Source organism: Spirochaeta dissipatitropha (genome assembly GCF_054657935.1).
The window spans coordinates 301627-314672 of record NZ_BAAHXT010000001.1 but is presented as its reverse complement, the minus strand read 5'-3'; the positions used below and the strand labels follow the sequence as shown (position 1 = coordinate 314672).

Annotated in this window: 9 protein-coding genes and 1 tRNA gene; 4 read left to right on the top strand and 6 right to left on the bottom strand. The window is 52.9% G+C overall.

Features of this window, described 5'->3' with window-relative positions; all coding sequences use genetic code 11:
* The first annotated feature begins 190 nt into the window (after nucleotides 1-190).
* Nucleotides 191-1573, top strand: a complete 1383-nt coding sequence (locus ACYQ2L_RS01295; RefSeq protein WP_460050218.1) for a glycoside hydrolase family 30 protein — start codon at nucleotides 191-193, stop codon at nucleotides 1571-1573.
* An 89-nt stretch (nucleotides 1574-1662) separates the two neighbouring features.
* Here ACYQ2L_RS01295 and ACYQ2L_RS01290 read toward each other — a convergent pair whose 3' ends face one another.
* Both ACYQ2L_RS01290 and ACYQ2L_RS01285 read right to left on the bottom strand, forming a co-directional pair.
* A complete protein-coding gene (locus ACYQ2L_RS01290; RefSeq protein ID WP_460050216.1) occupies nucleotides 1663-5184 on the bottom strand; it encodes a UvrD-helicase domain-containing protein in 3522 nt (1173 codons plus the stop codon).
* 14 nt (nucleotides 5185-5198) lie between these two features.
* A complete protein-coding gene (locus tag ACYQ2L_RS01285; RefSeq protein WP_460050214.1) occupies nucleotides 5199-8198 on the bottom strand; it encodes a PD-(D/E)XK nuclease family protein in 3000 nt (999 codons plus the stop codon).
* Between the two features lie 71 nt (nucleotides 8199-8269).
* Here ACYQ2L_RS01285 and ACYQ2L_RS01280 point away from each other — a divergent pair, with 71 nt between their 5' ends.
* The 3 genes from ACYQ2L_RS01280 to ACYQ2L_RS01270 all read left to right on the top strand — a co-directional run bounded on the left by ACYQ2L_RS01280 (nucleotide 8270) and on the right by ACYQ2L_RS01270 (nucleotide 10427).
* Nucleotides 8270-8503, top strand: coding sequence for a hypothetical protein (locus ACYQ2L_RS01280; protein ID WP_460050212.1), 234 nt, complete (start codon nucleotides 8270-8272; stop codon nucleotides 8501-8503).
* A gap of 171 nt (nucleotides 8504-8674) precedes the next feature.
* Nucleotides 8675-8748: transfer RNA gene (locus tag ACYQ2L_RS01275), tRNA-Ala, on the top strand.
* A 23-nt stretch (nucleotides 8749-8771) separates the two neighbouring features.
* Nucleotides 8772-10427 carry a hypothetical protein gene (locus tag ACYQ2L_RS01270; RefSeq protein ID WP_460050211.1) on the top strand — a complete coding sequence of 552 codons (1656 nt, stop codon included), beginning with the start codon at nucleotides 8772-8774 and terminating at the stop codon, nucleotides 10425-10427.
* A gap of 26 nt (nucleotides 10428-10453) precedes the next feature.
* Here the strand turns inward: ACYQ2L_RS01270 and ACYQ2L_RS01265 are convergent, their stop codons facing one another.
* The 4 genes from ACYQ2L_RS01265 to ACYQ2L_RS01250 are packed head-to-tail and all read right to left on the bottom strand — an operon-like array spanning nucleotide 10454 to nucleotide 12965.
* The gene (locus ACYQ2L_RS01265; RefSeq protein ID WP_460050209.1) at nucleotides 10454-10792 is read right to left on the bottom strand and encodes a hypothetical protein; all 339 of its coding nucleotides are present in this window, start codon (nucleotides 10790-10792) and stop codon (nucleotides 10454-10456) included.
* Nucleotides 10789-11388, bottom strand: coding sequence for a signal peptidase II (gene lspA, locus ACYQ2L_RS01260; protein ID WP_460050207.1), 600 nt, complete (start codon nucleotides 11386-11388; stop codon nucleotides 10789-10791). The genes ACYQ2L_RS01265 and lspA overlap by 4 nt, the downstream gene beginning before the upstream one ends.
* The gene (locus ACYQ2L_RS01255) at nucleotides 11388-12191 is read right to left on the bottom strand and encodes an alpha/beta hydrolase (protein ID WP_460050205.1); all 804 of its coding nucleotides are present in this window, start codon (nucleotides 12189-12191) and stop codon (nucleotides 11388-11390) included. Before ACYQ2L_RS01255 ends, lspA begins: the two co-directional genes overlap by 1 nt.
* 12 nt (nucleotides 12192-12203) lie before the next feature.
* On the bottom strand, nucleotides 12204-12965 hold the full coding sequence (locus tag ACYQ2L_RS01250) for a Nif3-like dinuclear metal center hexameric protein (RefSeq protein WP_460050203.1): 762 nt from the start codon (nucleotides 12963-12965) through the stop codon (nucleotides 12204-12206).
* Nucleotides 12966-13046 lie beyond the last annotated feature (81 nt).

Here is a 13046-nt window from a genome sequence, read left to right as displayed (position 1 = left end):
CCACTGGTTTTCCAATATTTCCCAAGATATTGCTGCAAAAATGATAATTTTTTCCACTATAATCCAGGATTTCAAGATATTCATTCATACAATACTATTCTCATGTCTGTTCTATGCCTTGCATGATATATAGACTCGATATATAATTTCCTTGGCATGCAACATGTTAACGAAAACATCAGGAGTTTATATGAAAATTACCAGAATAATCGAAACGGCGAAGGACAATAACAGCCGTCTCTGCGACGTTAATCCCGCAGAGAAAATAGGTAACAGTAATGTATTCGGTTCTATTCAGGTAGAACTGGATCCAGCCCAGGAGTTCCAGAAGATCACAGGATTTGGTGGAGCGCTGACAGAAGCAAGTGCGTTTGTCCTCAACAAACTGAGCCAGAAAAACCGTACAGAGGTGCTCAATGCATACTTCAAGCCAGAAGGGCAAGGAAACGCATACACCCTGGCGAGAACTCATTTGAACAGCTGCGACTTCTCACTGGAAAATTGGGACTGTGTCGATACCGGCGATGAAAGCCTGGAAAGTTTCGACCTGAAACGGGCCGACAAATATCTGACCCCACTGATTCAGGATTCAATTGCTGCTGCAGACGGCGATCTCAAAATCATGATCACCCCGTGGAGCCCTCCGGCCTGGATGAAGACCAACAACAAAATGAACAACGGCGGGAAGCTGAAACCAGAATACTACCCCCTTTGGGCCAGCTATGTCGCATTGTACCTGAAACATCTAAAGGATCGTAATATCGATATCTGGAGTATGAGTATTCAGAATGAGCCCGCCGCGGTCCAGACCTGGGACTCCTGTGAGTGGACAGCCGAGGAAGAGGCTGAATTTGCAGTTACACATCTACATCCAGCACTGAAAAAGCATGGATTTGAAGATACAGAGATATACATCTGGGACCACAACAGGGACCTGCTCTGGGACAGAATTCATGCAAGCATGCAGATTCCCGGAGCCAGAGAAATAATAACAGGAGCCGCCTTCCACTGGTATTCGGGAGATCAGTACAATCATCTCGATAAGGTAAGAGAAGCCTTTCCGGAAAAAGCATTGCTTTTTACCGAGGGATGCATTGAGGGTGGACCGCGTCTCGGTGCGTGGTTTGTCGGAGAACGCTATGCGCATAACATAATTAACGACCTGAACCACGGCTGTAACGGATGGATCGACTGGAACATCGCCCTGGATCTGCAGGGTGGCCCAAATCATGTAAGCAATTTTTGTGATGCCCCGGTTCTGGTGGACACCGAGGCTGACAAATACCATCTACAGTCTTCCTATTACTACCTGGGACACTTCAGCCGCTTCGTGAAACCCGGAGCTGTACGAATAGGCTGCAAGCTGAACAGCGGCATGGTACCCTCAACAGTTGACGGCACACGAGGTACCTATATTGAGGCAACAGCCTTCCGCAACCCGAACGGTGAAATAGCACTGGTCTTCTACAACCGAACCGAGGACGAAATAAATTACAGTATTCGCTTAGGGACCGAGCAAGCCCTTGTCTGTCCCCCACGCAGTATTCAGACAATCATAATCTCAACCACATAGTTCCGGGCTGAACCCGCACACTACCGACCGGATAATAGTCGAATGATTATTATCCGGTCCCTCACTAATTACTTATATTGCTGATTACATTACAAGGCCCGCAAGGCTATCAGCTCAGCCTCAGTCTCCAGGCCGCTGATATCCCTGAGAGCTTCACGGTAGATGGCAAGCTGCAGGGCATGCTGCCGGGGAATCCAGAAGCTGTCAGTCTTGTAGTCCAGCACCAGGGCCCGGTCAGGATATTCCACACTGACATCAATGATCCCTCTGACTATCAGATCCCGTTCCTGCACATGCTCACCAGCTTTCATGCCGGCAGCAGCAGCGTCACCGTCAGCAGGTACGGTCCGAGCGGCAGGCCCGGGCCGGGCCATTCTGACGCGTAGCCCTATCAGGAAGCTCCGCTCTGCCATTATCACGGGATAACCATCCGCACGATACTGACCACGGTTGAAACCGCTGCCCGGATTGAGCCCGAGATCCAGAGCCCTCCGGCTCCCAAACCACCTGTCAGATAGGGCCCAGGCAGCAGACCACATCTGCTCCCAGTCTTCGTCGCTGAGTCGGCTCTGGAAACGGCTGGATGCCTGCCCGGCTATCTCGAGTCTGACTGGCGGAGTATCAGGACGGATCAGGCGCTGCTCGAGAATGTAGTGACAGAGACTCCCGAAACGGTCCTCAAGCCCATGCTCCCTGAGCAGAGTATCTACCGGGAGTTCCCGTAATTCAGTCATAGATGTCGAATCATCGGAATCCGGGTCACTGGAATCAAACAGAATCTCACCCCGCATATTCTCCACGCGTATTTCCCCGGATTCATGCAGAAGCGCAGCCAGGGCACTGACACTCATGATTCCAGGTTCCTCGGGAATCGCCTTGCGGACACAAGCACTCAGAACCGCCGCTGCTGACTGCGGATCGACCGGATGCCGTCTGCGTCGCACATTATCCCTGCTGTAACGCTCGATAATCCGTGTTTTAACCGGAACCGAACCACACTGTATCTCAGTGGAATCATCAAAAGACAGCTCCAGTGATTGCTGCACAAGAGCAGAAAAGGTGGTTGCGGTTGCCCCTTCTTTTGGTGCTGTTTTTGGGGGCGGTGTTATGCCGGAGACCACGAGATGCTGTTTTACCCTGGTCAGGGCTACATACAGCAAACGCTTGAGCTCCGCTTCTTCATTCAGTTTCTCATAGTCTTCAACCTGTTGTACCAGGAAGTTCCTGGTACTCCTCTGCGAGCTATCCGGGTTCGAGAAGAGAAATACCGGCTTACCCTGTATATAGCCCAGCGGACCCCCGTGTGAGGCCCGTGGCCGTTGGCCGCTGCGGCAGATAATCACCAATGGAAAACCCAGCCCCTTGGAACTGTGTACCGTAAGAATCGAAACAGCATCCTGCTGTTCCCGGACTATATCATCTCCTTCGTACTGCTCATTTTCGCCAAGCCTCACACGCAATTCCTGCAGCAGCTGTACAAGACGCATTCCGGGCCGGGAGAACCATTCCCGTAGGTACTCGAAATGCTCAAGATAGGCATGCTGAGAGGGATCTTGAAGCAGAAGATAGCGATAGCCGCAGTCATACCAGAGGTAATCCAGCAGTTCAACCGGAGTCAGGCGGTCGCAGGATTCCTGCAGATAGCTATACATCTCACGCCCTCTACGAAGCTTTATCAACTCGCTGTCGGGCAATGACAGGGGCAGCAGCTGATCATCATCCGGAAACAGGGGCAGGCTGGAATCGGTCAACAGCAGAATCAGTGTCCGGTCATCAAGATTCACAAAGGGGGATCGAAGCAGCGCTGCATAGGCGGATCTGTCCTCCGGATACACAAGCGTCTGCAGGGCTGCATACATATCATTGGCCGGTGCTTCGAGAAAAAGACTTCGCATGATCATTGAATTATACGGAATTCCGTGCCGCCTGAGGGCTTCCTCAAAATGCATGACAGATCCGCCGCTCCGGAAAAGCAGGGCGCAGTCCCGGTACTCGAGTTTCCGCGGACCTTGTGCATCTGGTACAGTCAATTCCCCGCCCTCTACCATTTCCACCAACCGGCGAGCACAGAATTCCGCCTCACACTCTGCAGCACTCAGCTCCTCATCATCAGTCAGCTCGCCCTTTTCAGCAGGCTCATCATCGAAGAGCCAGAACTCTGCCAGTGGCCTTACCCCTGGACTGGCTTCACGCGGCTCAAGCTCCTCAAAGCGGGCTTCATAGGCTTCAGCAGCTGCCCCGAACACACCAGGGAACAGGTCGTTGAACATGCGGATCAGATCAGGCTCGCTCCGGTAGTTCACATCCAGGTTAATAAGCTTCCCGCCGAAATCTCCTGCCTGGTCAGCCAGCGTACGGAAAATCGAGACATCTGCCCCGCGAAAGCGGAATATCGACTGTTTTTCATCGCCGACGAAAAAGAGCTTATCACGCGCTATTTCTTCGATTCCCGGTGCCTGTTCCAGAACCCTTGAATCCAGGGGATCCTTCAGAGCCAGAGCAAAAAGCAGATCCTGCTGCAGCTGATTATTGTCCTGGAATTCGTCAATCATAATATGAGTAAGCTGATTGGCATGATATACCCGAAGATCAGGCAGGCTCAGCAGGGCATCCAGGGCAAGCTGCGCAACATCGCTGAAACCCAGCAGTCCGCTGCTTCGCTTGCGTTCAATGATACGCTCCTGCAGTTCCGCACAAAGCTCGGACATTCCACGGAACAGTGGCAGTGCTGCCTTGCTCGCAGCAGCGGCGGGAACCTGGCCCTTCAATACATCCACAAAATTCTTGCAAACCGCCATTCTGTCGACCAGCTCAGCCTTCGTTCTCCCCCCGGGCTTTTTAACAGACACAGCATCCCTGGACGCCTGCAGCAGCAGCTCATCAATCGACATTTCCTGCTGCATGCTGCAATAGTTCCGGGCCATTTCGCGTATCTGTTCGATAAACTTGTTGCCTTCGCTCATAAATCCTGCAATCTCATCGCAGGTATCGAGAACCTCATCAGCCAGATTCGAGAACAGATTAACAGTGGCATACTCGACCTGATCAGCATAAGCCGCCCAGTCACGCGGCGCAGCAATGGAAAAATCCTCAGCTGCCAGACGCATCAGCCCTTTTTCGAGCACGGCCTCCACTCCATGATCCCGCAGCCAGGCCTCCATTGCCGGATGCTCGCGGTGTGCAGCAATAAACTGCAGACACTCCGCCCGCAGCAGCTCCTTCACCCGCTGTTCATCTGTCGTAAACTCCGGACTGATCCCGTAATTCCTGGCAGCTTCACGCAGTACGGTATTACAGAATGAATCGAGTGTGGTAATCCGGGCACGGGGAAAACCACGGACAGCAGCCCTCAAACGCTGACGCTCATCCACGCTGCAGGAAGGGTCTGCCGCCTCTGCAGCCAGTCTGGCCTGAATGCGCTCCCTCATTTCGGCAGCGGCTTTCCGGGTAAAGGTAAGCGTCAGAATAGACTCGACGCTCCCCCTTCCCTCCCTGATCAATCGTACATAGCGCGCAGTCAGGACCATGGTCTTTCCCGAACCTGCTCCAGCCGAGACCACCGTGGTGCAGTTGCTTTCTATAGCTTCTTTCTGTTTTGGATGTATATTCATTCAAGTAATTCCTTTTAACGTACCCGATAGCGATGACGGAGAATCTGCCTGTAGTCCGAACTCTGAAGAAAGCGGCTCCTCAGCTGCTTGCCGCTGCTGTCCACAAGTGAAAAATCCAGCGCCGTCAGGCGTTCGGTAAAATCCCTTGTCTGAAGCTGCAAGGCAGCAAACAGAGCAGGCCAACCTTCCTCGGCATAGGGGTCATCTTTTTGTTTTCTCGGTTTTTTGCCCGGCCTCTGCATATCCTCCTGGAGAACAACATCCCGAAGCTTCTCGGAAATCTTCCCGGCATTTTTCAGGATTGATACAAAGCGGGCTGCAGCCACATCCTCCCCCATCAGACTGGCACAGCGCAGGTACACAGCCATCTGCGGCTCAGCGATCATCGGGAAGGGATCACTGGCATCGATCTGCAGCGGTCGCAGCTGCTTACCCGCAGGAATACCGCTGCGTTTGTAGTCATAGATCAATACCCGCCCGTCGGCAGGAACTCTATCCAGGCGATCGATCCTACCCTTCCAGTAGATATTGAACTCGGTATCAAGCTGCAGAAGCGGAACCTCAACACCAGCAACCTTTGCCTGATCCAGGGATGGGTCAAGCTCCGGAATCAACTCCTGCAGGGTCTGCCTGAGTGTCGCCAACTCAAAGCCCTGCTCCAGCAGGGTCAGCCGGCTGCGCCAGGGAATAAATTTCCTGCCCAGTAAATCAGAAAGCTCATTCAGCTGAGATTCGAGCAGAAGAGGATCCAACAGAAAGCTGGATTCAGCCTCGGGCGAAAAAATCCATTCCAGCGCTGTATGATACAGATTCCCGGTATCCAGGGGTAAAAACCAGCCCGGCTCCCACTCCTCGTTATGCTCGATCCCGAGCAGTCTGAGCAACAGACTGGCCGGATTGGACCCCACAGATTTCAGGGCAGACGCAGATAGCGCCCAGAGTCCTTCATGTTGATAACGAGTCTTCAGGAGGTCAGCAAGCCTTGCCGCTGCCTCTACTGCAAAATCAGCATCGGCTGCAGCCGAAAATGCCTCCCTGCTGCAGTCAAAACCTTGTTCCTGTCCCCCGGTCAGCAGAAAACTCTGTAAACCCCTGAACTGCCGGAGATACAAATCTGGATCATCGAGCTTACCTGCCCACCAGAGCTGCTCGCGTACTTCACAGCCCGGATCATCTGCCGAGCCATCAGCGAATCCATCGATGAGAAAATCAGAATTATCCAGATAATAAGATGGAACCGCATGTACCAGTCCCCGGATTCCGGCATTCCCACTGAAACAGACCTCGCTGCCGCCGCTCATATATGCAGCAAGGAAATCAGCACTCATATCCCGGACTTCGATCCCGAGTTTCTCCTGCTGATCATCACGCAAAAAGTTAAGCCCTCCGCTGAGTACCTCCGAGGCGTCCTGGTGCAGATTCACCACGAAATGGTACGGCGCATATCCACCAGCTGCCACCCGGTAGGGATACACGGCCACCCCCCGACCCCCTGCCTGCAGATACAGCTTTTCTCCCAGCATCTCCATAAAAATCTGGAAGGGTGCCGACACTGCCACAGCAAGCCGCTCCTCCATGCGGATCAGGTCTCCGAGCACCGAAAGACAGGACTGAAACTCGCGTTCACCAGCCTCGTCCCAGGCTTCTGCATCCACATGCAGAGAATACCAGCGGAAAAACACCTGTCTCAGTTCTGAAAAGGACTTTGCAGAAGACATTTTCATTGAAAGGTTCTTCAGGGAACGGTACAGATCCTTGAGATCATCCAGTCCATCGGCCTCGGGGTAGGAAGTCCAGAAGCTTCCTTCTTCCCCGAATTCCCTCGAGAGCATGCTGCTGCCTGCCCTGCGGAATGCATCCTCCCATAGATCATCTTTCCCGAAACGCCCCCAACAGCGCCAGTGCCGCCCGAATGCTGCCAGGGCACGCATGTTATCCGGTCTTCGCCAGGGAATCCTACGATGCAGCAGCAGATCCCGTACTGCCGCATACTCCATCGCGCCCCCTCCCAGAGCCTGCAGCCCGGAGAACAATGCAGCACCGGGTGATTCTGCCAGCGGCAGCCCCTGACGCCCGGAAACCGGCAATCCGCGAAGTGCAGCCTCGCGTTCTATATACGGCATAACCGCATCCATATCAGCCGCAGTAACAACAATCTCGCTCCAGGCAACTCCACGCGAAAGCAGCGCTTCAACGCGGTCCATGAGAGCCCTGACTTCGGCCTTTACGTTGGGGTACCAGACCAGCGGAACCGGCTGATGCCGCGAGTCAGCAAAACTGGCCAGGCTATCCGGGTTTTCCGATCCGATCGCGCCGATCGCTCCGGCCGCGCCTTCCGATCCTGTTGGCCCGGTCGCAGCAGTCTGGCCGCCTACACCGGCCACACCAGCCGCCCCGTCTGCGCCCCCCCTCCCGAACTCGAGATGCACATCGCCATGCTTCCTCAACTCCGGCAGCAGTTCCGGCAAATCCTCCAGCAGCTCCGGCGAAAACACATGATACACCGCGCCGGCGCTGTCTATGCTCCCCGACACCGCCGAGGGCTCATACATACCGAAGCGCGCCAGAAAGGCCTCATACTCATCCGCCAGACATCGAATATCCTGTGCCGTCTCAATTCCCACAGCCTCATCCAGCACAGCTGAATCCCGCATCCTGAGCGAAACCGGCAACACACGCGCCAGAAAGCGCCGAAAACTCCCGGCCGAGGCATTCTCAGGCACCAGCCGCTTCAACAGCTGCCGCTGCAGCAAGGCATCGGCACACAAAACCCGCACCGCCCCGTTGGCCGGCACCAGATCCTCACCTCCCGGCACAAGGGGCCGGAGAATAAACTGCTTGCACTCATCCCAGGAAATCCAGCGCCGGGCATCCACAGCCCGCCCCCCGCAAAGCTCACGCAAACTGTACATCCGCCACTGCGCCGCAATAATTTCGGAAGGAAACACAAAAACATGACTTGAATCCGGCAGGCACCCGGCAATACGGGCCGCCGCGATGGAATTTATTCGCATACACCTACTATAACGATATCGCTTATCTCCTTCAAAGAACTGCCGAAAATAAATAGAAGGAGACCACCGACATGACAATATTCAAGATAAAAGGCATGAGCGGAATCGACACCTATCTCGAGATCCTGAACGAAGAAAGCGACGGATACACCGTTCACATGCACAGCACCACCCAATACGGCGAGAGCGATTCCCGGGAATACATAAGCAAGGACCTCTTCAAATCCTGCCTGCGAACAGGCTACCTCATACCAGTTCCGCTGCCAGCCCACCAGCTCAGACAGCACATGCGAGCAGCCGGCTGATATTCACAATCAAGCTTTAAACTGATTGGTGACCATCAACGGTTACAGGCCGCGTGGGAGCGCGCCGGCAGCCCCCTACAGGCTGCCGACTCTCCCTGGTAGAATCAGCAATTTATTCAACATCAGAGTTGACATTCAATCCTGATTTCCGTACTATCCAATCATCTATTGGGGGGTGTAGCTCAGTTGGCTAGAGTACGTGAATGGCATTCACGGGGTCACGGGTTCGAATCCCGTCACCTCCATCGCTTTTTAAAAGCACAGCATTATGCAAAGAGATAAGCTTCTTCCGAACAGTTCTATACTCCAGTTTTGTTTTGCGGCAGCTGATTCAGGCGGGCTCGAGGATGTACCTGATTTCAGCGAGCTTTTTGCTGATGATCCTGATCTGACTGCTAAAGCACCTTCATTCCTGGAATCGGAAGAAACCGAAAGCGGTGAAGAAGAGCGCTTCGAGAAAATACCCAAAATTACCAGCGATACTCCCCACAACAGCTTCTCCAATGCCGATTACTACAAGGCTATACTCAATGATGAGGGGGAGATCGCCAGAAAACTACATGGCCTGATCGCTGCTTTTCTCAAAGCCAGTGACTCACAGGAGCGATCAACCTGCCGCAGCCGCCTCGGCCCGGCATATTGGGAACTTGCCAACAAGCTTGCATCAAAAACCAATACTCGCGAGATAACCGAAAAACGCCTGGCACTGCGCTTCGGACTGCTTGTCCCCACCATGGTAGACAAGCAGCAGCGGCAGACTCTATCCTCCATCCCCCTCAAACAATCCACGAATGTTTCCGTCTACTACGTCGATGAATGGGTACGTTTTGTCGGAAGCGGTGAGGTTCGCGCATCCCTGACCGACGAAACCAAGGGACCGAAGGGCGGACAGAGACGCAATGAAGAAATGCTTCTCAAGCGCAGGGGCCAGTATGAGGCTCAATGTTCCCTTATCCGCAGCAAAAATGCTGAGCTGAACGAACAGCTGAAGACGGCTGCCGCGCACCTCCAGATGGCGCAACAACGCTCAAGACGGCCGGATCTCGGCCAGGACCTGGAAATACCACTTGGTGACAGCCAGAAGAACGCAATGTCGGAGATCTTCTCTGCTATACGGAACATCAGTCGCCTGAACCGTGAACTTGAGCGTGCTTTCCGCGAACTTGAGCGCTATAAAGAGGAAAAAGACAAGCTTGCCTCGGAAACAATGGCTGATTATGAACAGGAATCCAGTATGGATGACAGCCTGGCTGTAAGCGAGATGGGAACCATCCGTCAAATGGCCAAGCTCTGCGTCGGCAGACAGGGAAATCATTTCCCGCTGCTGTACAAACCCTATTTCCGGGGATCGATCTATGACATGTGTACCCGCGAGACAACCATCAACATACTCGCGGATGTGGAGTATCTCGATCCAGGCATATTCCTGCGAACATTCAAGCAGCAAACCAATAGAATAGTTCCGAACATAGTTCTGATCCCCTGTTATGGTGAGATGGGAATATGCTGGGAGCCCTTCGATCGTTTTAACCGTGCTACCAGCCGGGGAAGACTAGCGATTCCGATGTATCCGAAAGACCCCAAATTGGCGGTTATCGCAGCGCTCGGCGATCTGCGCTGGCAGGTAGCCAAGGAAAAGGCGGCTCACTACTGGATGGAAGAAGGCCTGACTGGCTGGTACTACCAGTGGTTTACCGATGCTAAAATGAAAGGCGATGTACGGCAGCAGTTTATTCAGGACTATATACTGTGGATAACAAAGGAAAGTGAAGGCACCCAGAAGCTGGAACGGGATGTGCGCAGTATACTGTGGCGCTACACCCCATTCCCCCAGGAAGTCAAGGACAAGCTGAAAAACCGGGGCTTTGTCTACAGCGAGCTCTGCAAGAAGGATCACAACCGTTCCATTTCGGACGGATACTGATCAATCACATATTAATCGGATATCAATCAGTTGTCTGAATGTCCCTCAGCCTCTTTTTTTCTGTTCTGCATATTCTTCGCCTCGTTACCGGCGGGGCCGCGCCCACGCATAAAGGCCACAAAGTATTGATCAAAATCGATTTTCTTCTGCAGCCAGCGCACAACGCGATAATACACAAATAGACTCACTCCAATCGAGAGCAGCAGTGACACAACCAGCAGAACCTGCAGGAGTCCATCACTCATCACCCCGGAAAACACCCTGGCGAGTAGAATAACCGATCCGAGGAATACCGATCCCATAAGCAGCAGGTTGAGCAGCACGCCGCCCAATACAAATAATACTGTATTCAATTCTTTACTCACGATTTTTCCTCCCCGGAATCACCGGCACCTTGATATAATCTATCCTGTTTTGCCTGTCTGCTGCGGCTGATATCTTCCAGAATCACCGTAGTGACAAGAAGAACACCTGCGATAACAACTGCCATATCAGCAACATTGAATGTGGGCCATCTTTCAAGACCGAATAAACCATAGAATTTGAAGTCAAGAAAATCGACAACTCCTTCCGGTCTGAACATGCGGTCTATCAGGTTGCCCAGCCCTCCGCCTGCAATTGCTGCCAGACACCAACGCTGAAATGTGCTCAGCTCATAGGTCCGCCAGTAATACACAGCAATACCTATCATAACCAGCAAAGGCAGCACTATGAACAGAATTGAACGCAGATTGTCCGGAAGTCCCCGACCGAGGCTGAAAGCAACTCCGAGATTCCGGATATGCACCAGACGAAAGAAATCCCCGAAGGCTTCAAAGGCTACCTGCGGAGGCCGCGTATATTCAATATTCAGGACGACCAGCAGCTTCGTCAGCTGATCGAGCAGAATGATTCCAGCAGCCAGGCTGAGCGGCATCAGTTTATCTCGTGTAGAAGCCCGATGCTTCATACTGTGTACCATTAATTATTCTCCTTATTTTTTCCCGCGGCTTCGGCAAACCAGGCACATATCTCATCGGCAACCCGTTCCCGCTCACAGTCATTTACAACAACATGTGGACTTTTTTCAAGCACTACTCTTCTGGTAAGGCTGGAAGCAAGTCCTTTTTCGATTATATCTGCGGCCACAGGGGGTACAGCACCATCATTCATACTGATTATCGTCAAGGTATCGGCATCGACATGCTTCAGATTGGCTTTTGCCATTCTCAGGAGCTTGTACAGGCTGGCTCCACCGGATACCCAGTTGTACCTCCAGTATTCATTGCCGAAATACTCTGAATCATCCGAGCTTGCATCTATTTCGTAATCACTGCGGTCCAGCCGCTTGATAAAATACTTCAAAACCGGAGTGAGCTTCAGTTTCCAGTCATAGACTGCGATTGCGGGCGCCGCCAGTGCAATGCGCGGAATGTCATATTTCGCAGCCAGAAGCAGGGCAACAAGGGCTCCCATTGAAAGACCGGCAACATAAACCGTTTCATAATCAGTCCGGAGATCCATGTATGCATCCATTGCACGGCGCAGCCAGTCATGCCAGTCAGACTGCATAAAGTCCTGCCCACTGGTACCATGCCCGGGGTACCTCGGAATAGATACCGTAAAGCCATCAGCATTCAGCCGCTCTCCAAGATAATACATGTCACCGGGGTTTCCGGTATAACCATGCAGAAGCAGAACCGCAGTCTCCCCGCCAGGAAGAAAGCGTGCACGGGCACCCGGTCTGACCAATGCCGATTCAGGCAGCTGATTGTAGAAATTCATAATTCACCTCCATTACAGTCCCGTGGGAACATCAATATACACGTGCTCAAGCCCGTAGTCATGCTGCATGCGCTGACCCAGCGCCTGCACTCCCCAGATCTCGGTTGCATAATGCCCCCCGAAAATCACGTTGATTCCTGCTTCCTGGGCCAGATGGTAGACTATATGGTTTGCATCACCGGTAATATACAAATCAAGACCGGCATCTATGGCCTGCTGAACTTCAAAGGGAGCTCCACCTGAAATCAGGCCGACAGAACGGATCCTGGATTTTCCGAAGGGCAGTATACCGAGTGTATTCTCCCTTCCCCTGAACAGCCGGTCGACTATCTGGTCGATGCTTCTGTCACCGGAGAACACACCGCGAACACCGATTACGGTACCTTTGATACTGCCGAATGCCTGTACTTCCTGCAACCCGAGCTCCGCAGCCATTACGGCATTATTTCCGAGTTCACTATGCTGATCCAGGGGAATATGCATGGCATACAGGGCAATATCGGAGTCCAGCAGCATCCGGATTCTTGCATAGTGCTGGTCTGTAACCGCAAGAGGAGTACCCCAGAACAAGCCATGATGCACAAAGATCAGATCAGCCTGCTGCTCGGCAGCCCGTCGAAAACTCTCCTGACAGGCATCTACTGCTGTAGCAATTTTCCGGATTTTTTTATCACGCCGCCCCACCTGAAGTCCATTCAGTGAGCGATCCATCCTCGTAAACTGCTCCGGAGCGAACCATGTCCTGCAAATACTGTCAAATTCCTGAACTGTCATACCCTGAGTATACCAGCAATTCCGCTGATCGTGCTACCTTAGCCTTAATCTCCAGGACTCAACTTGTGGCTACCCATAGCG